This window comes from Pseudoduganella sp. UC29_71, from assembly GCF_042693265.1.
GTDB lineage: Bacteria > Pseudomonadota > Gammaproteobacteria > Burkholderiales > Burkholderiaceae_D > Rugamonas.
The window spans coordinates 6744792-6765203 of the sequence record NZ_CP170549.1; the positions used below are offsets into that span (position 1 = coordinate 6744792).

Genomic DNA, 20412 nt, shown 5'->3' on the forward strand with positions numbered 1-20412 from the left:
GTTATGGATGCCAGCACCCTGGAAGCGCTGCCCCCGTCCTGTGCGGACGGGGAAACGGAGCAGCGCCGCCTGGCCGAATTGTCGCATTACGCGATGACGCAGGACCGCAGCGACCCCAACCTTGATTACATCACCGAACTGGCGATCCGCTCGGTGGGCGCCGACATCGGCGGCATCAGCATCGTCTACCAGTCGCAGATCTGGCTGCCGTCGCGGGTGGGCATGGAGGAGCGCCATGTGCCGCGCTCGGGTTCGTTCTGCACCTGGGCCGTGGGCGCCGAGGGCGACTGGTTCGAGGTGCCGGACGCCAGCGCCGATCCGCGCTTCAGTGACAACCCGCTGGTGACGCACGCGCCGCACTACCGCCACTACGCCGCCGTGCCGCTGGCCGGCGCGCGCGGCTACCTGCTCGGCACGCTGTGGGTGATGCGGCGCGAGCCGGGCGTGTTCACGGCGGACCAGGCGATGTTGCTCAAGGGTATGGCGCGGCTGGTGGTGGACACGCTGGAGCTGCGCTATTGCAACGACATCACCGGCCTGTCCAACCGCAACGTCTTCCTGCACCACTTGCAGCTGGGCCTGGACCAGACCCGGCTGCCGCACGTGATGACGGGCTATATCGACCTGATCGGTTTCCGCCAGTTCAACGAAGTGTTCGGGCGCGACGCCGGCAACCAGGTGCTGCGCATCCTGGGCGAGCGGCTTACCGAATGGGCCGGCCCCAGCAACCTGGTGGGCCACCTGGGCGGCGACAAGTTCGCCTTCGCACTGTTCGGCGCGCGCGCAGACCAGGCCGCCAGCCTGGAGCGGCTGAAGAGCGAACTGAGCGCGCCGTTCACGCTGGAGCACGGCAGCACCCAGGCCGTGCATGCCCGCATCGGCGTGGAGCACCACGACACGCCCTACCTGGGCTCGGCCGCCAGCCTGCTGGACGCCGCCGAAACGGCGGCCTCGTCCATCAGCAGCGCCAACCTGCGCACCACGGTCAAGGAATACGGGTTTGAATTGCTGGCGCGCTCGCACATGGTGTTCGAGCTGCAGGACGCGCTGGACGCCGCCGCGTCCGGACGCGGCGGGGCGGCGCCGCACGGCAAGCTGGTGGCGCACTACCAGCCGCAGGTCGATTACGCGCAGGGCCGGCTGATCGGCCTGGAGGCGCTGGTGCGCTGGCAACACCCGGCGCGCGGGCTGGTGGGGCCGGACCGCTTCATTCCCGTGGCCGAGGGCAGCGACCAGATCTACAGCGTGGACCTGCTGGTGCTGACCCAGGTCTGCCGCGACATGCGCGCCTGGCTGGACGCCGGCTTGCCGGTGGTGCCGGTGTCGCTGAATTTCTCGCGCCGCTCGCTGCTGCATCCCGGCGTGATCGCCGACCTGAAGCGCCTGCTGCGGCAGTACCGCATCCCCGGCGAGCTGCTGGAATTCGAGATCACCGAAAGCCAGCTGCTGGAAACGCTGGAACTGGTGTCGCCGCGCGTGAACGAGCTGCGCGCGCTGGGCGTGCGCATCGCGGTGGACGATTTCGGCACCGGCTATTCCAACCTGGACGCCATCAACAGCTTCCCCTTCGACCGCCTGAAGGTGGACCGGCAGTTCGTGCACGGCGTGGCCGACAATCCGCGCGTGGCGGGCTTGTTCCGGCTGATCCAGGGCATCGCCGAACTGTTCGACGCCGAACTGCTGTGCGAGGGCCTGGAACAGGAGGCCGACCTGGCCTGGCTGGCCGGGCGCGGCGCCACGCGCGTGCAGGGCTGGTACTTCAGCCCGGCCCGCACGCCCGCGCAGATTATCGGCATCCTGAACGCGCTGCGCGCGCGCGGGCCGGAGGCGGCGCCGCTCACGGTGCCGGAACTGCGGACGCTGCTCTACATCAAGCCGGCGACGACGTAGCCGGCCGTCATGGCCACCACCAGCAGGGCGCCGACCGGCGTCGGCGGCGAGGGCGAGGGGATGTCGAACCAGCGGCACACGCCGCCCACGGCCAGGCCCAGCAGGGCGCCGATCAGCAAGGGGCTCATTTGGCGTTCTCCTTGCCCAGCGCGTGGCCGCCGCAGTGCTGCTTGTTCTGCGCGGGGCTGCGGTGCTGGCTGCGGGCCAGGTAGCGGTCCACCAGCCAGTAGCCGCTGCTCATGGCGAACACCAGCAGCGCGCCGCTGAGCACCGGCGGCGACGCGGCGGGGATGCCGAACAGCTTGCAGCCGGCACCCACCACGAAGGACAGCACCAGTCCCAGCGCGATTTTCGTGTAGTTCATGCCGTCCTCCGTCAGAAGGCGAAGCAGCTGCAGCCCAGCGCGCCCCAGAAGCCGCTGAAGTCCGACACCGGCACCGACGAGCGGCGCGCGCGGTCGTGCGCGTGCGCGTGCACGCCGCACGGTCCCTGGCACTGGTGCGGCAGGGCGGCGGATGCCTGCGCCGGCGCAACCCTGCGCCAGTGGCCCGGCGTGGCCGTCACTGGCGACCAGTCCGGCAGCACCGGTATCGGCGGCGGCGCCAGCGGCGTGAACTCGGCCTGGCCGTAGACGATCTTGCCGCCGACGATGGTCAGCACCGATTCGATGGACTTGATGCTGTCCTCGTCCACCGTGAAGAAGTCGGCCGACAGCACGGCCAGGTCGGCCAGCATGCCTTCCTGGATGCGGCCCTTCTTGCCCTGCTCGTTGGAGAACCAGGCGCTGCCCGCCGTCCACAGTTCGATGGCGGTGTCGCGCGACAGCTTGGCGCCGGCGTCGTACAGGCGCATGCCGCCCACGGTGCGGCCGGACACCAGCCAGTACAGCGCGGTCCACGGGTTGTAGCTGGCCACGCGGGTGGCGTCGGTGCCGGCGCCCACCGGCACGCCGTTCTCCAGCATGCGCTTGATGGGCGGGGTGGCCTTGGCCGCTTCGGCGCCGTAGCGCTCCACGAAGTACTCGCCCTGGAAGGCCATGCGGTGCTGGATGGCGATGCCGCCGTTGAGGGCCTTCACGCGCTCGATGTTGCGCGGGCTGATGGTTTCGGCGTGGTCGAACATCCAGTGCAGGTCGCCGAAGGGGATGTCGCGGTTCACCTTCTCGAACACGTCCAGCATGCGCGAGATCGATTCGTCGTAGGTGGCGTGCAGGCGGAACGGCCAGCGCTTGCTCACCAGGTGGCGCACCACTTTTTCCAGCTCCGCTTCCATGCTGGGGTTCAGGTCCGGGCGCGGCTCCAGGAAGTCCTCGAAGTCGGCCGCCGAGAACACCAGCATTTCGCCGGCGCCGTTGTGGCGGTAGAAGTCCGTGCCCTGGCCCGGCGTCACCATCTCCGTCCATTTCTCGAAGTCTTCCAGCTCCTTGCCCTTGTTCTGCGTGAACAGGTTGTAGGCGATGCGGATGGTGAGCTGGTCGTCGCGCGCCAGCTGCTCCACCACCGAGTAGTCCTCGGGATAGTTCTGGAAGCCGCCGCCGGCGTCGATGGCGGACGTCACGCCCAGGCGGTTCAGCTCGCGCATGAACTGGCGCGTGGAGTTGACCTGCAGCTCCAGCGGCAGCTCGGGACCCTTGGCCAGGGTGGCGTACAGGATCATGGCGTTGGGGCGGGCGATCAGCATGCCGGTCGGGTTGCCGGAGGCGTCGCGCTGGATTTCGCCGCCGGGCGGGTTCGGCGTGTCCTTGTCGTAGCCCACCACGCGCAGCGCGGCGCGGTTGAGCAGGGCGCGGTCGTACAGGTGCAGCACGAACACCGGCGTGTCCGGCGCGGCCGCGTTGATCTCGTCCAGCGTCGGCATGCGCTTTTCGGCGAACTGGAATTCGTTCCAGCCGCCCACCACGCGCACCCACTGCGGGCTGGGCGTGCGCAGCGCCTGTTCCTTGAGCATGCGCAGCGCGTCGGCCAGCGAGGGCACGCCTTCCCAGCGCAGCTCCAGGTTGTAATTCAGGCCGCCGCGGATCAGGTGCAGGTGCGAATCGTTCAGGCCGGGCACGACGCTGCGGCCGTTCAGGTCGATCACCTGGCTGGTGGGGGTGCGGTGGCGCATCACCTCGTCGGCGTCGCCCACGGCCAGGAAGCGCCCGCCCTGGATGGCGACCGCGCTGGCCTGGGGCTGGGATTTGTCGACCGTGTGGAAACAGCCGTTAATCAGGATCAGGACCGGTTCTGTCGTTGCTTGCGTGCTCATGTGGATTCTCCATTCAGCGATAGCCTGAAGTATGCCGCCGTGCGCGGCGGCATACTATGCGCCATTGGAGAGAGACGCTAGATGGTCTCGCTCAGGAACACCAGCGTGTGGCCGTGCGCCAGCGCGGCGGGCTGCTGGCGGTAGCTGGCGCGGTGGCTGCAGTTGAAGCCGTGCTCGGCCTCGGTGTAGACGTGCACCTCGACGTTGTCGCGGTCGTCGAAGCGCTCGGCGATGTGCTTGACCGCGTCAAGCGGGATATGGGCGTCGCGCGCGCCGAAGTGCATCATCAGCGGCACGTGGATGGCGTCGGCGCGGTCGAGCGCGTTCTGGATGCCGCCGCCGTAGTAGGCCACGGCCGCGTCCACGTCGCCGTTGGCGGCCGCGTGGTAGGACAGCAGGCCGCCGTAGCAATAGCCGAGCGCGGCGACCTTGGCGCCCACGCCGGGCAGGGCGCGCAGGGCCTGCACCGTGGCGCGGATGTCGGCCTGGGCCTGATTGACGTCGCTGGCCTGCTTGAGCCGGACGGCGCGCTGCCAGTCGGCGTCGTCGTAGCCCAGTTCGATGCGCGCGCCCTGGCGCCAGAACAGGTCCGGCGCCAGCACCACGTAGCCGTCGGCCGCGTACTGCTCGGCCACGCCGCGGATGTGTTCATTGACGCCGAAAATTTCCTGCAGCAGCACGATGCCGGGCGCGCCGCCGCCGGCGCTGAGCTTGCGGGGCAGCGCCAGGTAGGCGCCGAAGGCGCCGTCGTCGCCTTGTATCTCGATCCACTTGGAAGTGCCGTCCATGCCGGTTCCCTTTAAAAAGCTGTTGGAGAACGTCTATGCTAGCGCAGAAGCACTGACGCAGGCGCAGCATTCCATGCTAATCTTGCAGCTTTACCGGCATCGACCACGGGTGAACCCGATTAGCGCTTCCCCCACTTCCCATTCCGCTCCCGCCCAGCCGCTGCCAGGCAGGTTGGTGAAATACCGCCCCATGGCGCTGGCCCTGCTGTGCGGCCTGGGGTGCACGGTCCTGCTGTTCGCCGGCGTGAGCCGGCTGGAGCAGGACAAGGTGTCGCTCGCCTTCATGCAGCGCGCGCACGCGCGCCTGTTCGTGCTGCAGCAGGGCGTGGACAGCGCCATCGCCGGCCTGGGCTCGGTCAACCAGCTGTTCGCCAGCCGCGAGCACGTCAGCCGCAAGGAATTCCACCTGTACACCCGCCCCATCCTGGCGCGCGCCCCGTACGTGCAGGGCATCAGCCACCTGCGCATCATCAGCCACGCCGAGCGCGCCGCGCTGGAGGCCGAGCTGGCCGCCGTGGTGCCCGGCACCGTGCTGACGGAAATGCGCGACGGCAAGCAGGCGGTAGCCGGCGAGCGCGCCAGCTACCGCGTCATCGAATACATCGAGCCGATGGCGGGCAACCAGAACGCGCTCGGCCTGGACACGGCCTATCCGGTGCTGGACGGCGGTGCACGCCAGCAAGCCTACGACAGCGGCCAGCCGACCGCCGGCAAGCTGGTGCGCCTGGCGCAGGGGCCGGAGCCGCGCCTGGGCGTGATCGTCTCCATGCCCGAGTACCGCTACGGGGCCGAGCCGGCCGACGCGGCCGCCCGCCGTGCCGCCCTGGTGGGCGAGACGGCCATGGTGCTGCGCCCTGCGGACATGATAGAGAAAATCTACGCGGCGGCCGGGCTGCGCGACGGCATGGGCCTGAACCTGCGCGTCTACGCCGGCGCCGAGCAGGACGAGGGTGCGCTGGTGTTCGAGTCGCTGCAGCCGCCGCCGGCGCAGGACACGCTGCCGCGCTGGCTGTACCCGGCCGCGCCGGCGCGCCTGGTGCAGCCTTTCGACGTGGCCGGCAAGACCTGGCTGATGGTGGCCAGCCAGCCGCCCGGCGCCCCGGTCGGCGACCACCTGGCCTCCATCTTCACGCTGGCGCTGGGCGCCATCGTCAGCGTGCTGGGCGCCGCCTATGTGCACTCGCTGGCCAGCCGCAACCGCCACGTGCAGCAGCGCGTCGACCAGCGCACCGCCGAGCTGAAGGAAGTCAACCGCACCATGCGGCTGCACGACCGCGCCATCGAGTCGAACGTCAACGCCATCATCATCACCGAGGGCGCGCCGGCCTACACGGTCGCCTACGTCAACCCGGCGTTCGAGCGGCTCACCGGCTACAGCAGCGCCGAGATGATAGGCCGCAGCACGCGCATGCTGCACGGCGAGGACGTGGACCAGCCGGGCGTGAGCGAGGTGATCGCGGCGGTGCGCGAGCAGCGCGAAGGCCGCGCCGTGCTGCGCCACTACCGCAAGGACGGCACCATGTTCTGGAACGACGTCTACGTTTCGCCGGTGCGCGACGAGCATGGCGAGGTGACGCATTTCGTCTCCTTCATGCACGACATCACCGCCATCAAGGCCTACGAGACCGAGCTGCACCACCAGTCCACGCACGACGCGCTGACCGGGCTGCCGAACCGCGTGCTGCTGCTGGACCGGCTGCGCCAGACCATCACGCACTCCGAGCGCAAGGGCCATGCGCTGTGGGTGGTGTCGCTGGACCTGGACCGCTTCAAGTTCACCAACAGCCGCCTCGGCCACAAGGGCGGCGACCGCCTGCTGCAGGCGGTGGCGGAACGGCTGCAGCTGGCGCTGCGCCCGGTGGACACGGTGGCGCGTATCGGCGGCGACGAGTTCGCGTTGATGCTGCTGCCGGAGCAGGGCGCGCTGTCGCCGCGCGCCGACCAAGTGCAGCGCGTGCTGGACTGCCTGGCCGCGCCGCTGCTGATCGATGGCCAGGAGCTGTTCTTCACCTGCAGCGCCGGCATCGCGGTCTACCCGGCCGACAGCGCCGACCCGGGCGCGCTGATGGAGCGCGCCGACATCGCCATGTACCGCGCCAAGGAAATGGGCGGCAACAACTACCAGTTCTACACGCCGGCCATGAACGAGCAGCTGGGCGAGCGCATGCTGATTGAAGGCGCGCTGCGCACGGCGCTGGAGCGGCGCGAGCTGGTGCTGCACTATCAGCCGCAGGTGGACACGGCCAGCGGCCGCATCGTCGGCATGGAAGCGCTGATACGCTGGCAGCATCCGGAACTGGGCATGGTGGCGCCGAACCGCTTCATTCCGCTGGCCGAGGAAACCGGCTTGATCCTGCCGGTGGGCGCGTGGGTGCTGCGCACCGCCTGCCAGCAGCTGATGGCCTGGCGCGCCGCCGGTGCGGCCGGCGGCGCGCGCGATGCGCTGCGCATCGCCGTCAACGTGTCGGCGCGCCAGATGGCCGAGCCGGACTTCGTGCAGTCGGTGGCGGCCGTGCTGGCCGAAACCGGCCTGCCGCCTTCGTGCCTGGAGCTGGAGCTGACCGAGAGCCAGGTGATGAACGACGTGGAGCACGCCATCTCGGTGATGCACGAGGTGAAGAAGCTGGGCGTGCTGCTGGCCATCGACGATTTCGGCACGGGCTATTCCAGCCTGGCGCACCTGAAGCGCTTCGAGATCGACGTGCTGAAGATAGACCAGACCTTTGTGCGCGACCTGACGGTGGACCCGGACGACGCGGCCATCGTCACCACCATCATCGCGCTGGCGGCCAACCTGAAGCTGGACGTGATTTCGGAAGGGGTGGAAACGCTGGAGCAGATGGCCTTCCTGCGCCAGCACGGCTGCCGCCAGATGCAGGGCTACTACTTCAGCCGCCCGGTCCCCGCCGCCGCCTTCGAGGCGGTGCTGGCGGAGAACGAGGCGCATGCGGCGGCCGGCCAGGCGGCCGGCCAAACCCTCTGAGGCGGCGGTGAGCGGACGGCATGCTCCGGAGTGGCGCCGCGCGGACCGCGCTAACCGCGCGGCGGCGCCGGCCGGCGCCTGCGGCACTCCGGGGGACGTGCTGGCGGCCCTGATCGACAGCGTGGAAGGGGGCGAGCTGCATGTGCGGCCGCTGCGCGCGCTGCTCGACAGCGGCCGCTTCGCGCGGTTCGCCGAAATCGGCCTGGCGCTGCGGCGCGCCTTCCGCGACCCGGCCCGGCGCGACTATTTCATCGCCCGCCTGAAGCCGCATCTGCGCTACGTGATCGGCGCGCTGCCGGCCAGCATACAGCGCCACGGCATGCTGCCGCCCGAGCCAGCGCAGCCGCAGCCGGACGCCTTGCAGCTGGAGCAGGTGAGCGAGGCCGAACTGCGGCAATGGCTGGTGGACGACGGCAGCCTGATCTACGGCGAATTCCAGCGCTACGAGCTGGAAAACTATTTTGACGCCATTGCGCCCTACGTTACGCCGGGCGGCGAGATGATCGACCTGGGCAGCGGCCTGGGCAAAGTGGTGATGTCGGCCGCGCTGGCCCTGCCGTTCGCGCGCTGCACCGGCGTCGAGCTGCTGGGCTACCGCCACGCCATGGCCGCGGAGCGCCGCGCGCGGCTGCTGGCGCGCGCCGGCGAGTTGCTGGCGGGGTTGCAGCCTGGGTTGCAGCCTGGGTTGCAGCCGGGGTTGCAGCCGGGATTGCAGCCGGATGCCCCGCTGGCGCTGCCCTGCGGCCACGCCGCCACGCTGCGCCATCTGCTGGAACTGGACGCGCGCATCGCGCTGCGCGAGCAAAACATGTTCGAGGCCGACGTCAGCCGCGCCAGCCTGGTGTTCATCTACAGCACCTGCTTCGCGCCGCTGATGGACGCGCTGGCGGCCAAGCTGGCGCGCGAGCTGCCGCAGGGCTGCCTGGTGAGCTGCACCACCTTCCCGCTGACGCATCCGGCGTTCCGGCTGCTGCACCACTTCCCGTCCAACAGCGTGGCCTGGACCAGCGTCTTCCTGTACCAGCGCACAGGCCCGGCCGACGGCCCGCCGCCGCCGCCCGCCTGCCTGTACGCGCCCGACCCCGACGAATGGGAAGCGCGCGTGCGGACCGAGTGCGCGGCCCAGGACGCGGCTAGCGCTTGACCTTGGCGAACGCGTCGCCCTTCTTGAAGCTCGCCATGGCAGGCGCATTGGCCACCGCATACCCCAGGTTCAGCGTGAACTGCGCCTGCTGCACCATGCCCGACAGGTCCCAGTCCGCATGGTACTCGTCGCTCACCTGGTGGTAATCCTTCTTGAACGCCACCAGCTTGTCGCTGGACGCCTGCTGGTTCTTCTTGAATTCAAAGTGCCCGTCGCCCGAGAACACGGCCGATCCCACGTTAAACGCCGGCACGCCCGCCTTGGCGAAATTGAAGTGGTCGGCGCGGAAGTAGGCGCCCGACAGGTCGGGAATCAGCGGCGCCAGCTTCAGCCCCATCTTCTTTGCCACCTGGCCCGCCGTCTCGTACAGGCTGCTGCGCTCCGCGCCCGCCACGCCGATGTCCTTCGTGCGGCCGGCGAAGTTCATGCTGTCCAGGTTCAGGTCCGCGCTGGTCTTGTCCAGCGGCCAGGCCGGGTTGGCCACGTAGGCCGCGCTGCCCAGCAAGCCCTGTTCCTCGGCGGCCGGCCACAGGAAGACCTGGGTGCGCCGGGCCGGGTGCTTGACCGCTTCGGCCGCCATGGCCAGCAGCGCCGCCGCGCCGGAGGCGTTGTCGATGGCGCCGTTGTAGGTGTGGTCGGTCTTGTCGTCGCGCTTGACGCCCTCGTCGATGCCGAGGTGGTCCCAGTGCGCCGAGTACACCACGGCCTGTTCCTTCAGCTTGGGATCGGTGCCCGGCACGATGCCGGCCACGTTGAACTGCTCCACCTGGCGCACCACGCTGCGCAGTTCCACGCGCGCGGTCGCTTTCAGGTCCACCGGCTGGAAGTCGCGCCGTTCGGCGCGGCGGCGCAGCTCGTCCAGGTCGAAGCCCGAAGCGCCCACCAGGTCGCGCGCGGTGTCTTCGTGCAGCCAGCCTTCGATGTTGTTGCCGCCGCCGTTCAGGTGGAAGCGCTCGTGGCTGAAGCCGTTGGCCGGCACCGACCACGGATAGGACGCCGACGGCGTGGTATGGATCAGCAGCACGCCGGCCGCGCCGCGCCGCACCGCTTCCTCGAACTTGTACAGCCAGCGGCCGTAGTAGGTGTAGGCCTTGCCGGCGAAGCGGTTCGGCTCCTCGGCGGTGGGCTGCGGGTCGTTCACCATCATGACCAGGATCTTGCCCTTCACGTCCGCGCCCTTGTAGTCGTCCCAGTTCTCTTCCTCGGCCTTGACGCCGTAGCCGACGAACACCAGCGGCGCCTCGAAGTTCACGCTGGCCTTGCCGCTGCCGGTGCCGTACACGATGCCCTGGCCGGGGATGGGCGTCAGGCGCGTGCCGCTGCCGGCGTTGAAGGTGACGGTGCTGCCCGGCAGCAGCTTGGTGCCCTGGAAGCGCACCGGCTGGCGGTAGCTGCCGTCGGCCAGGGGCTTCAGTCCCATCAGCGCGGCCTGGGTTTCCAGGTAGCGCACCGCCAGGTCGCCGCCGCGCTGGCCGGTACCGCGCCCTTCGAGCAGGTCGTCTGCCAGAAAGGACAGGTGGGCGCGCAGCGGCGCTTCGCGCACGGTGGCTTGCTGGGCTTGGGCGGAGTGGGCGGCCAGGGTCAGGCCGGCGGCGATGGCGAGGGTGGTGAGGCGCGGGGTCAGAGGCATTGCTGCTCCATGTTCGGGTTGACAGGTCGGGGCGGCGCCGCCTCCTATGGCGGGCGGCGCCGGCTGGCTATCTTACAACAGGGAGCGGAAGGGAGTCAGTGGCCGGTGGGCTGGCCGTGGAAGGCCTTGTTGGCGATCTTCCAGCCCGCTTCCGTCTTCAGCAGCACGAAATAGTCGGTGAAGGTGGTGGCGCCGTGCACCAGCGTGATGCGGGCGCAGGCCGCGTTGCCCTGCACGTCGATCCAGTCCACGATGCGCTCGCGCTCGGCCTCGTCGGCCGCCGGCGCACCCTTGAAGCGTTCGCAGTACACCTTCAGCGGCCAGGACGTGAATACTCCCTCGCGGATGGACTCGATGTGCGCGGTGGGCAGGAAAGCGGCGCGCATATGGCTGGCGTCGTCGCTGGCGTGGCCGGCGAAATACTGGTTGATCGGGTCCAGCACCGCAGCTTGTTCTTCGCTGAACGGGGGGCGGAAGATGGTGTTCATGTTCATGGGTGGCTCCTTTGTGGAGGCCCATCATGCCGGGCGGGCGCGGCGCCGAACCGCAGGCCGTTGCTATACCGGGTATGCGCCTGCACGCATGGACGGGCCGTGTTAGCATTCCGCCGATGATCCGCAAGCCCCTTTTCGCCGTCGCCGCCTTGGCCGCCGCCGCGCTGCTGCCCGGCCGCGCCGGCGCCGCCTGCTCGCGCCCCATCGTGGTGCCGGCGTCCTCGCTGGGGCGGATGATGACGGTGAACGCCGTCAGCGGCGAAGTGGGCGGTGTCTATCCCGAGCTGCTGCGCGAACGCGGCCACCGCGTTGGCTGTGAATTCTTCTTTCCCGTGGTGCCGCGCGCCCGCGCCGAAGCCATGCTGCGCCAGGGCGACGCGGACCTGCTGGTGGGCGCGGTGCAGGTGCCCGAGCGCGACGTGTGGGGCCGCTACATCCCGATGATAGGCACCGAATGGATGCTCATTTCAACCGATCCCGATCCGCCGCGCAGCCCCGACGAGCTGCTGGCGCGGGCCGGCATCCGCCTCAACGTGGTGCGCAGCTATAACTACGGCCCGGCCTACCTGGCGCTGCTGGCGCGCCTGGACAAGCAAGGCAAGCTGGAATACGTGAAGGACCCGCAGACGGTCGTGCGCAAAATGGAGATCGGCCGCGCCAACTATGCCTACATGCCATCCACTACCTTTGCCGGCACGCTGGAAGAGCTGGGGCTGCGCGCGTCGCTCGGGCAGCGGGTGCGCTATACGCGGCTGGCCGGCATCCCGGCCTCCACCAGCGGCGTCTACGTCTCGCGCAAGACCGCGCCGGAGGATGCGGCGCAGCTGGCGGCCATGCTGGAGCAGCTGAGCCGGGACGGCGAGCTGCTGGCGCGCACCCGGAAACATTTCACCGCTGCCGAAATGTCGAGCAGTTTCCCGCTGCCGCGCGGGCGCTAGCCGGGCGCCCGATTCGCCCGAAATCGGTGCGAATTGGCCTTATTAGGCCCGGAGGGAGTAAACTAGCGCTTTTGTTTCGCATTGGGCGATTCGAACATACTTGTGAGTGACGCCATGTCTGGAACACCGAATACCGAAGTTACGCTATTTTCCGACCTTAATCTCAGCCCCGCGCTGATCAAATCGCTGAAAGAGGTCGGCTACGAGTCGCCGTCGCCTATCCAGGCCGCGACCATCCCTTATCTGCTGGGCGGCCGCGACGTGCTGGGCCAGGCCCAGACCGGTACCGGCAAGACCGCCGCCTTCGCGCTGCCCATCCTGTCGCAGATCGACACCAAGCTGACCGCGCCGCAGGCGCTGGTGCTGGCGCCGACCCGCGAACTGGCGATCCAGGTGGCCGAGGCCTTCCAGCGCTACGCCGCCTACATCCCCGGCTTCCACGTGCTGCCGATCTACGGCGGCCAGAGCTACGGCCCGCAGCTGTCGGCGCTGCGGCGCGGCGTGCACGTGGTGGTGGGCACCCCGGGCCGCGTGATCGACCACCTGGACAAGGGTTCGCTGGACATCTCCAAGCTGAAAACCCTGGTGCTGGACGAAGCGGACGAAATGCTGCGCATGGGCTTCATCGACGACGTCGAGCGCATCCTGAAGGAGACGCCGGCCACGCGCCAGACCGCGCTGTTCTCGGCCACCATGCCGTCGGTGATCAAGCGCATCGCCACCACCTACCTGAACAAGCCGGCCGAAGTGACCATGGCCGCCAAGACCGGCACCGCCGAAAACATCCGCCAGCGCTACTGGCTGGTGAGCGGCATGCACAAGCTGGACGCGCTGACCCGCATCCTGGAGGCGGAGCCGTTCGACGGCATGATCATCTTCTCGCGCACCAAGATGGGCACCGAGGAACTGGCCGAGCGCCTGAACGCCAGAGGCTTCTCGGCTGCCGCCATCAACGGCGACATGCAGCAGGCCGCGCGCGAGCGCACCATTTCCATGCTCAAGGATGGCAAGATTGACATTCTTGTGGCCACCGACGTGGCCGCGCGCGGCCTGGACGTGGAGCGCATCAGCCACGTGGTGAACTACGACGTGCCGCACGATCCGGAGAGCTACACCCACCGCATCGGCCGTACCGGCCGCGCCGGCCGCAGCGGCGAAGCCATCCTGTTCATCACCCCGCGCGAGCGCAACCTGCTCAAGGCCATCGAGCGCGCCACGCGCCAGCCGGTGTCGGTGATGGAGCTGCCGTCGCTGCAGGCGGTAAACGACGTGCGCGTGGCCAAGTTCAAGGACGAGATCACCGAAGTGCTGGCCAAGGGCGGCCTGGAACACTTCCAGGGCCTGATCGAAGACTACGAGCGCGAACACAACGTGCCGGCGATCGAGATCGCGGCGGCACTGGCCAGCATGGCGCGCGGCGGCAAGTCGCTGCTGCTGGACAAGAAGAAGGAAACCGGCTGGCACGACAGCCCGCAGGCTGCTGCGGCGGCCCAGGCCGCGCGCGGCGACCGTCCGGAGCGCGAGCGCTTCGACCGTGGCGACCGCTTTGAACGCGCCGACCGTCCGGACCGCGGCGAGCGCGCCTTCCCGAAAAAGGAGCGCGTCATCCGCGAGCCGGAACCGGGCATGCAGACCTACCGCATCGAAGTGGGCTACCAGCACGGCGTCAAGCCGGGCAACATCGTGGGCGCCATCGCCAACGAAGGCGGCATCGACTCCAAGTTCATCGGCCGCATCGAGATCTACGACGACTACAGCGTGCTCGACATGCCGAGCGACCTGGCGCAGGACACCATCAGCCACCTGCAGGGAGTGAAGATCGCCGGCCAGGTCATCCGCCTGAGCCGCGACGGCGAGCAGGCGCCGGCCGCAGCCGCCGCGCCGGCTCCGGCACGCGCCCCGGCCGCGCCGCGCGCCGCGCCGGCCGAACGCGCCGCCCCGGCCGAACGCGCGCCTGCGCCGAAGAAGGCCGCCAAGCCTGAACCGGAACTGGCGCCGAAAGCCGACGACAGCGAACCTGCCTTCGACGACGACGCGCCGAAGAAGAAAAAGAAGGACAAGCACAAGGTGACGCTGCCGATGAGCGCCTTCCGCATCGAAGTGGGCAGCAAGCACGCGGCCACGCCGTCCAACATCGTCGGCGCCATCGCCAACGAAGCGGGCATCGAGGCGAAGTACATCGGCCGCATCGAGATCTTCGACGACCACAGCGTGCTCGAACTGCCGGACGGCATGCCGGACGACGTGTTCCAGCACCTGGGCAAAGTGTGGGTGGGCGGCCAGCAGCTGCGCATCAGCCACGCCGACGCCATGCCGCCGGAATCGGCCAAGCACACGCCGCCGAAGGCCGCGCCGGGCAAGGCGCCGGCCAAGAAGGTGCCGGGCATGGACAAGCCGCTGCGCAAGCCGGGCAAGTTCAATAAGTTCAAGTAAGTCACCAGGGGCCGCAAGGCCCCTTTTTTTGGTTACTCACGGGTTTCCGGGATGATGTTTCACTGTCGGCGCTTACGGCGGCGACCTCGCCCGGAGCTGCGCTGACTTCCCTTGTTTTTCTTTGTCGTCAGCGCGCTGCGCGGGAAGCTGGCGGCATGCTGATTGTGGAGCTGTGGTGTGTCTTCGCGCGTCTGCGGCAGCTTCTCTGGCAGCTTTTCTTTCACCTGCGCCGGGCGACCGGCCGGCACCGCGTCGCCGAGCAAGCGCGCGATGGCCGCCTTCCGGGCGGACCGGCAGACATCGGCCAGCAACCATTCATCGCTGCCAGGCAAGCGTAGCCAGACGGCTTTCCACGCGTTGCGATTGCCGCTGCCGTACAGATTGGCAAAGCACGACGGCGACACCGCGTGCTCGCCATACTTGATTTGCGCGCCTTCCACCGTGGCGTAGTAGGGCTGCTTGCCGAAGCAGGCGCGCAGCGTGGTTCCTTCCGGAAGGAAGACCTGCTTCCATTGGTATCCCGCCTCGGACGGCGCCGCCGGCGGTTGCTGCTGTTGCTGCTGCCTGGCTGGCGGCGCCTTGATGTAGTTCTCTATCGCCTCGAGAATAAACGGCTCCATGGCCAGGGTATTGGACCACCAGTTGCCGGTGAGTTCACCCAGCGCTTCCAGCGTCTTGAAGGGGATAAAGACCGGCATTGTAGGATCAGGCATGGGAGCCTCCAAAAATCGGATTTTACTAAGCGCTGCTAACTCCTGCTAAGGCTTACTACATCGCGCTATTGTTTACTAAAATTTCTCCTCGCTTATGTTGTTAGACACGTTTAGCGCTGCTCAGTTCCCGCTGCGCGAAAAAAAGTACGAAATATCGACGAATAGCACGAGGTAGTAGTGGTTAGCAGGTTTTAGTAAAAACCGAAAAAACAGCTTGGGGCCGGCGCACGCCGGCGGTGCGCCGGCGCCGGCTGCGCACCAAAACAAGACGGCACCGGGCGGACCTGTCGCCGCTGCCGGCGGCGCCACGCCCCGCAAGCACTGTTTTTTGCCATCTGGCCTGGAATTTGCTTCTACAGCACTATTTCCTGGCCAGCGAGGGCGACGTGATAATACGAAATGACCTTCTTGAATACACGGGACCGGATCGCAAAACGATCCGCGTACTGTGGATAGACGCGGCGCGAACCGCCGCCTATGTGTACGACGTGCAGGCGCTTAGCGCCGAGGCGGAACTGGCACGCGTGGCCGAGCTGGAGGCCGACCTGGCCGCCGGCCGCGCGCGCCTCCTGCCGGACGACCCTTATATGGTGGTGGTGAACCAGGACCTGCTGCCGGAGAAGCACCTGCAGCTGCGCGCCCGCGCCTGGGAAATCGTGCGCGAGCTTACCGCCATGGAGCCGGCCATCTATGAGCCGCGCCGGCGCGGGCAGCTGGTGTCCGAGTACACGCAGCGCCACGGCGTGTCGCATCCCACCATCTACCGCTACCTGCGCCGCTATTGGCAGCGCGGCCAGACGCCGAACGCGCTGCTGCCCGATTACGCCAACTCCGGCGGGCGCGGCAAGACGCGCGCCGCATCCGAGGGCATCAAGCGCGGCCGGCCGCGCAAGGAGGGCGCCGCGCCGGGCGTGAACGTGGACGCGCAGATGCGGGCCGTGTTCCGCGTTGCCGTGGCGCGCCACGCCGTCACGCATCCGCCGCTGTCGCGCCGCGCCGTCTTCGACCAGATGCTGCGCGACTTCTTCTGCGAGCGCAGCGTCGCGCCGGGCACGCTGCGGGTGCAGCGCCATGAACCGGTCGCTGCGCTGCCCACCTTCGGCCAGTTCAGCTACTGGCTGGAACAGGACCACCTGATGGAAGCGCAGCGCATGGCACCCGCGCTGGCGGCCGACAGCGCCATCGCGCGGCCCGGCCGGCCGGGCGCCGCCTTCCGCGTGGAGGCCATGCAGGCGGACGTGCAACTGGTGTCGCGGGCGGACCGCAGCCAGGTCACCGGCAAGCCTTATCTGTACGTGGTGACGGACATCTTCAGCAGTGCGGTGGCAGGCATCTACGTGAGCATGGAGCAGCCCAGCTGGCGGCACGCGCTGATGGCACTGGCCAACAGCGCGGCCGACAAGCGCCGCTATTGCCTGCGCCACGGCCTGGATATCCCGTCCGGCGCGTGGCCGTCGCGCCATCTGCCCGAGCTGCTGTTCGCCGACGCCGCGCTGCTGGGCAGTGCGGACGATGGCGCGGATGGCGCACTGCTCAACAACTTCAACGTGCGCTGCCTGGTGGCGCCGCAGGAAGCGCCGTCGCCATGGAGCGCGGAGCTGGGCAAGCGCTTCGCGCTGCAGCCCTGCGCAGCCGGCCCCGCAGCCAGCCTCCCAGCCAGCCCCGCAGCCACCGTCGCAGCCCCCGCAGCCGGCCTGGCGGGCGGTCCCGCAGCTGCCAGCGGCGAGTGGGATGGCGGCCTGACGCTGCCCTGCGGCCGCCTGGACGCGGTGCTGGACCTGGAACAGTTCACGCGCGTGGCGATCAGCGGCGTGCTGGCCTACAATCACGCGCCGCTGGACGGCGGCCACACGCCGCAGCAACTGTGGGACTGGGGCGTGACGCAGCGCGGCACGGGGCTGCGCCAGTACGCCGAGGAGCTGGTGCATTGCAGCCTGCTGCCGGTGCACGACGCAGTGGTCACGGCCGAGGGCATCTGCCTGAACGGCACTTACTACAGCTGTGCGCGCGCCGAGGAAGGGCGCTGGTTCGAGCGCGCCGCCCAGCGCGGCCAGTGGCACGTGAAAGTGGCGTGCGACACCGCCAGCCTGGACACCGTCTACCTGCTGGACCCGCAGGCGCCGATGCACTTCCACGCCTGCCACATCGCCGAGCGCAGCGTGGCGCACCGGCGCCTGTCGTCGGCCGAGGTGGCGCGGCTGCGCGCCGGCGACTTCCCGGCCCGCCCACACAGCGCGCCGCATGGCCACTACGCCAGTTTCGAGCGCATCGTGGCGACGCTGACGGGCTAGCCGCCGCCTGCGCGGCGCATCCGCATGGTGCGTTGCATCAAAATAGTACGCGGCAATGCAAGGGCCGTGGCGCTGATACCGCCACGGCCTTTTGCATTATGGGGGAGACGATGGTTGGCTGAAATGGTGCAATGCAAAATAAAATGCTGAAGCGCCGAAAAGTCTCCTTTCTCCGCTGGGTGCCGCGTGCGGCGCGTGCCGCTGCGCCGCAGCGCGGGCCTGCGCCGGCCCGCAGCGACTTTGTTTTTCCCAGCCGCCGCATCTTTGTTTTATTTTGCATATGAATATTACATTTATGTTTTATTGGCACAGCGTTTGCTAAGGCAACAGGGTAGTTCCAACTACCAGGAGGTTGCCGATGATAAGCAGGAGAGATTTTTTGTACCGTGCCGCAGCGGTCGGCGGCACGGGTCTGATGCTGAACACGATGAGTGCCTGGGGCATGGGCATCGAATCGACGATGTCCGCGCCGCCGGCCCTGAGCGGCAGCGGCAAGGGCAAGAAGGTGGTGATCCTGGGCGCCGGCCTGGCCGGCATGACCGCCGCCTTCGAGCTGGGCAAGCTGGGGTACCAGTGCCAGGTGCTGGAAGCGCGCGCCTTTGCCGGCGGGCGCTGCCAGACGGCGCGCAAGGGCTTTGCGCTGACGGAACTGGGCGGCGAGGAGCAGCGCTGCCAGTTCGACCAGGGCCACTACATCAACCACGGCCCGTGGCGCATTCCGCTGCACCACCAGTCCACCTTGCACTACACGCGCCTGTTCGAGGTGCCGCTGGAAGTGATGGTCAACGACAACGATCATTCCATCGTCTACCTGGAGAACGGCGGCCCGCTGTCGAAGCAGCGCCTGCGGCCGGCGCAGATCAAGGCCGACATGCGCGGCCACGTGGCCGAGCTGCTGGCCAAGTCGGTCAAAGCGAAACAGATCGACCAGGCGCTCACCGAGCAGGACCAGCGCCTGTTGCTGGACTACCTGGCGCACGAGGGCCAGCTGGACGCGGGCGACCTGCGCTACAAGGGGCGCAGCGGCCGCGGCTACGCCGTCAATCCGGGCGCGGGCCTGATGCCCGGCGCCGGCAAGGAGTCAGACCCGCTGGGCTTCAAGGAGCTGCTGGAATCGAAGGTGGGCATATCTACAGCGCCGTGCAGGATTTCCCCATGCAGAACACCATGTTCCAGCCGGTGGGCGGCATGGACCAGATCGCGAAGGCGTTTGAAAAGCGCGTCGGCAAAGCCATCCGCTACCGCGCCGAGGTGCAGACCATACGCCACGGCGAAAACCACGTGGCGGTGACCTACAAGGACACCGCCAGCGGCAAGTTCACCACCGTGAACGCCGACTACTGCCTGTGCACCATCCCGCTGTCCGTGCTGCGCATGATAGAGACCGACTTCTCGCCCAGGTTCAAGGCCGCCATCAAGCAGGTGGCCTACGCGCCGGTCGGCAAGATCGGCCTGCAGATGAAGCGCCGCTTCTGGGAGGAGGACGACCAGATCTACGGCGGCCACGTGCTCACCGACATCAAGGGCATCAACACCATCTCGCTGCCGTCGTCGAACTGGCAGAAGCAGAAGGGCGTGCTGCTCGGCTACTACAACTACCAGACTTCGGCCATCGAGGTGAGCGCCATGACGCCGGCCGAGCGCGCCGAATTCGCCGTGGCGGCCGGGGAGAAGATTTTCCCGGCCTACCGCGAGTCGTTCGAAAGCGCCTTCTCCGTGGCCTGGCACCGGGTGCAGTACAACCTGGGCGGCTGGGCCGACTGGAACGAGGAGAGCCGCAAGCACGCCTACCCGGTGCTGCTGGAAGGCGAGGGCCGCGTGCTGCTGGCCGGCGAACACCTGAGCTACCTGACCGGCTGGCAGGCCGGCGCCATCGAATCGGCCTGGCAGCAGCTGGCCAAGATCCATGAAAGGGCCAGCGCATGAAGCCTTCCATTGCAAGCCTGGCGGCGGCCGCGTCGATCGCCGCCGTGCTGGCGGCGCCGCCGGCGCGCGCCGACGGCAAGGCGCTGTTCCAGAAGAACTGCGCCGCCTGCCACCAGGCCAGCGGCAAGGGCATACCCGGCGCCTTCCCCGCGCTGGCCGGCAACCCGCTGGTGCAGGGGCCGGCGCCGGAGGTGGCCACCGTGCTGCTGCAGGGGCGCGGCGGCATGCCCGATTTCAGCGCCAGCCTGAGCGACGACGAGATCGCCGCCGTGCTCAGTTTCGCGCGCAGCACCTGGGGCAACCAGGCGCCGCCCCTGAAGGGAGAAGAAGTGAGCACGCTGCGCAGCCGCCTCGGCGTGCCGCCATACGCGAACGGCCAGATGTCCAACAAACACTGAAAGAGACCATGAACAAAGCTACCGTAACGAACGCCTTCGCCGTCCTGGCGCTGCTGTCCGGCTACGCCGCCGCGCAGGCGCAGGACATCGTCCGCCACAAGATCCCCGGTTCGGACTTTCCGATCGCCCAGGCGGTGACCCTGCCGCCCGGCGCCACCATCCACTTCATCAGCGGCCAGGTGCCGCCGGTGGTCGACAAGGCCGCCGCGCCCGATTCGCTGGCCGCCTACGGCGACACCCGCACCCAGACCATGGGCGTGCTCAAGAAGATAGACGAAATCCTCAAGGGCATGAACCTGGCCATGGGCGACGTGGTGAAGATGCAGGTCTTCCTGGTGGGCGACCCGGCCAAGGGCGGGCGCGCCGACATCAAGGGCTTCATGGAGGCCTACACCCAGTACTTCGGCGGTTCCCAGCCCAACCTGCCCGCGCGCGCCGTGATGCAGGTGGCCGCGCTGAACGTGCCGGGCTGGCTGGTGGAAATCGAAGTGGTCGCCGCAAAAAAATAAAGCACAACAAAGTCACTCAACATTGAAG

The 20412-nt window shown here is 68.4% G+C and carries 17 protein-coding genes; 10 read left to right on the top strand and 7 right to left on the bottom strand.

Translation table 11 applies throughout. The features are described from left to right. Positions 1 to 3: 3 nt before the first annotated feature. Entirely contained in the window at positions 4 to 1890 is a 1887-nt protein-coding gene (locus ACFJI2_RS30105; protein ID WP_377703101.1) for an EAL domain-containing protein, read from the top strand. Here ACFJI2_RS30105 and ACFJI2_RS30110 read toward each other — a convergent pair. The 4 genes from ACFJI2_RS30110 to ACFJI2_RS30125 form a co-directional block, all read right to left on the bottom strand. After that, the gene (locus tag ACFJI2_RS30110; RefSeq protein WP_107875781.1) at positions 1866 to 2018 is read right to left on the bottom strand and encodes a DUF1427 family protein; all 153 of its coding nucleotides are present in this window, start codon (positions 2016 to 2018) and stop codon (positions 1866 to 1868) included. The genes ACFJI2_RS30105 and ACFJI2_RS30110 overlap by 25 nt on opposite strands. After that, positions 2015 to 2254, bottom strand: a complete 240-nt coding sequence (locus ACFJI2_RS30115; protein WP_107875783.1) for a DUF1427 family protein — start codon at positions 2252 to 2254, stop codon at positions 2015 to 2017. The genes ACFJI2_RS30110 and ACFJI2_RS30115 overlap by 4 nt, the downstream gene beginning before the upstream one ends. 11 nt (positions 2255 to 2265) lie before the next feature. Then, a complete protein-coding gene (locus ACFJI2_RS30120) occupies positions 2266 to 4137 on the bottom strand; it encodes an amidohydrolase (RefSeq protein ID WP_377703102.1) in 1872 nt (623 codons plus the stop codon). A gap of 77 nt (positions 4138 to 4214) precedes the next feature. Further along, positions 4215 to 4925 carry a dienelactone hydrolase family protein gene (locus ACFJI2_RS30125; RefSeq protein WP_377703103.1) on the bottom strand — a complete coding sequence of 237 codons (711 nt, stop codon included), beginning with the start codon at positions 4923 to 4925 and terminating at the stop codon, positions 4215 to 4217. A 175-nt stretch (positions 4926 to 5100) separates the two neighbouring features. Between ACFJI2_RS30125 and ACFJI2_RS30130 the strand changes: the two genes are divergently transcribed. Both ACFJI2_RS30130 and ACFJI2_RS30135 read left to right on the top strand, forming a co-directional pair. Continuing rightward, positions 5101 to 7908, top strand: coding sequence for an EAL domain-containing protein (locus ACFJI2_RS30130; RefSeq protein ID WP_377703104.1), 2808 nt, complete (start codon positions 5101 to 5103; stop codon positions 7906 to 7908). 7 nt (positions 7909 to 7915) lie between these two features. Further along, a complete protein-coding gene (locus ACFJI2_RS30135) occupies positions 7916 to 9052 on the top strand; it encodes a histone methylation protein DOT1-like protein (protein ID WP_377703105.1) in 1137 nt (378 codons plus the stop codon). Here ACFJI2_RS30135 and ACFJI2_RS30140 read toward each other — a convergent pair. Together ACFJI2_RS30140 and ACFJI2_RS30145 are read right to left on the bottom strand one after the other, a co-directional pair. Next, positions 9042 to 10682, bottom strand: a complete 1641-nt coding sequence (locus ACFJI2_RS30140) for a M28 family peptidase (RefSeq protein ID WP_377703106.1) — start codon at positions 10680 to 10682, stop codon at positions 9042 to 9044. The two genes, ACFJI2_RS30135 and ACFJI2_RS30140, sit on opposite strands and share 11 nt — an antisense overlap. A 95-nt stretch (positions 10683 to 10777) precedes the next feature. Further along, the gene (locus tag ACFJI2_RS30145; protein ID WP_377703107.1) at positions 10778 to 11176 is read right to left on the bottom strand and encodes a nuclear transport factor 2 family protein; all 399 of its coding nucleotides are present in this window, start codon (positions 11174 to 11176) and stop codon (positions 10778 to 10780) included. 116 nt (positions 11177 to 11292) lie between these two features. Between ACFJI2_RS30145 and ACFJI2_RS30150 the strand changes: the two genes are divergently transcribed. Both ACFJI2_RS30150 and ACFJI2_RS30155 read left to right on the top strand, forming a co-directional pair. After that, positions 11293 to 12114 carry a substrate-binding periplasmic protein gene (locus ACFJI2_RS30150; RefSeq protein ID WP_377703108.1) on the top strand — a complete coding sequence of 274 codons (822 nt, stop codon included), beginning with the start codon at positions 11293 to 11295 and terminating at the stop codon, positions 12112 to 12114. Between the two features lie 114 nt (positions 12115 to 12228). Beyond that, positions 12229 to 14547, top strand: a complete 2319-nt coding sequence (locus tag ACFJI2_RS30155; protein WP_377703109.1) for a DEAD/DEAH box helicase — start codon at positions 12229 to 12231, stop codon at positions 14545 to 14547. Between the two features lie 59 nt (positions 14548 to 14606). Here ACFJI2_RS30155 and ACFJI2_RS30160 read toward each other — a convergent pair whose 3' ends face one another. Then, positions 14607 to 15260, bottom strand: a complete 654-nt coding sequence (locus ACFJI2_RS30160; RefSeq protein WP_377703110.1) for a hypothetical protein — start codon at positions 15258 to 15260, stop codon at positions 14607 to 14609. A gap of 386 nt (positions 15261 to 15646) precedes the next feature. Here ACFJI2_RS30160 and ACFJI2_RS30165 point away from each other — a divergent pair, with 386 nt between their 5' ends. The 5 genes from ACFJI2_RS30165 to ACFJI2_RS30185 all read left to right on the top strand — a co-directional run bounded on the left by ACFJI2_RS30165 (position 15647) and on the right by ACFJI2_RS30185 (position 20384). Next, entirely contained in the window at positions 15647 to 17551 is a 1905-nt protein-coding gene (locus ACFJI2_RS30165; RefSeq protein ID WP_377703111.1) for a hypothetical protein, read from the top strand. Between the two features lie 379 nt (positions 17552 to 17930). After that, on the top strand, positions 17931 to 18842 hold the full coding sequence (locus tag ACFJI2_RS30170) for a flavin monoamine oxidase family protein (RefSeq protein WP_377703112.1): 912 nt from the start codon (positions 17931 to 17933) through the stop codon (positions 18840 to 18842). Then, positions 18740 to 19477, top strand: coding sequence for a flavin monoamine oxidase family protein (locus ACFJI2_RS30175; protein WP_377705931.1), 738 nt, complete (start codon positions 18740 to 18742; stop codon positions 19475 to 19477). Before ACFJI2_RS30170 ends, ACFJI2_RS30175 begins: the two co-directional genes overlap by 103 nt. After that, a complete protein-coding gene (locus ACFJI2_RS30180; protein ID WP_107875806.1) occupies positions 19474 to 19875 on the top strand; it encodes a cytochrome c in 402 nt (133 codons plus the stop codon). Before ACFJI2_RS30175 ends, ACFJI2_RS30180 begins: the two co-directional genes overlap by 4 nt. Positions 19876 to 19883: 8 nt before the next feature. Continuing rightward, entirely contained in the window at positions 19884 to 20384 is a 501-nt protein-coding gene (locus tag ACFJI2_RS30185) for a RidA family protein (RefSeq protein ID WP_377703113.1), read from the top strand. The last annotated feature ends 28 nt before the right edge of the window (positions 20385 to 20412 follow it).

What these genes read in the sequence shown, in the direction of transcription:
- ACFJI2_RS30105 (WP_377703101.1), top strand. Translation starts at nt 4, where the DNA reads ATGGATGCCAGCACCCTGGAAGCGCTGCCCCCGTCCTGTGCGGACGGG.
- ACFJI2_RS30110 (WP_107875781.1), bottom strand. Translation starts at nt 2,018, where the DNA reads ATGAGCCCCTTGCTGATCGGCGCCCTGCTGGGCCTGGCCGTGGGCGGC.
- ACFJI2_RS30115 (WP_107875783.1), bottom strand. Translation starts at nt 2,254, where the DNA reads ATGAACTACACGAAAATCGCGCTGGGACTGGTGCTGTCCTTCGTGGTG.
- ACFJI2_RS30120 (WP_377703102.1), bottom strand. Translation starts at nt 4,137, where the DNA reads ATGAGCACGCAAGCAACGACAGAACCGGTCCTGATCCTGATTAACGGC.
- ACFJI2_RS30125 (WP_377703103.1), bottom strand. Translation starts at nt 4,925, where the DNA reads ATGGACGGCACTTCCAAGTGGATCGAGATACAAGGCGACGACGGCGCC.
- ACFJI2_RS30140 (WP_377703106.1), bottom strand. Translation starts at nt 10,682, where the DNA reads ATGCCTCTGACCCCGCGCCTCACCACCCTCGCCATCGCCGCCGGCCTG.
- ACFJI2_RS30145 (WP_377703107.1), bottom strand. Translation starts at nt 11,176, where the DNA reads ATGAACATGAACACCATCTTCCGCCCCCCGTTCAGCGAAGAACAAGCT.
- ACFJI2_RS30150 (WP_377703108.1), top strand. Translation starts at nt 11,293, where the DNA reads ATGATCCGCAAGCCCCTTTTCGCCGTCGCCGCCTTGGCCGCCGCCGCG.
- ACFJI2_RS30155 (WP_377703109.1), top strand. Translation starts at nt 12,229, where the DNA reads ATGTCTGGAACACCGAATACCGAAGTTACGCTATTTTCCGACCTTAAT.
- ACFJI2_RS30160 (WP_377703110.1), bottom strand. Translation starts at nt 15,260, where the DNA reads ATGCCTGATCCTACAATGCCGGTCTTTATCCCCTTCAAGACGCTGGAA.
- ACFJI2_RS30175 (WP_377705931.1), top strand. Translation starts at nt 18,740, where the DNA reads ATGGACCAGATCGCGAAGGCGTTTGAAAAGCGCGTCGGCAAAGCCATC.
- ACFJI2_RS30180 (WP_107875806.1), top strand. Translation starts at nt 19,474, where the DNA reads ATGAAGCCTTCCATTGCAAGCCTGGCGGCGGCCGCGTCGATCGCCGCC.
- ACFJI2_RS30185 (WP_377703113.1), top strand. Translation starts at nt 19,884, where the DNA reads ATGAACAAAGCTACCGTAACGAACGCCTTCGCCGTCCTGGCGCTGCTG.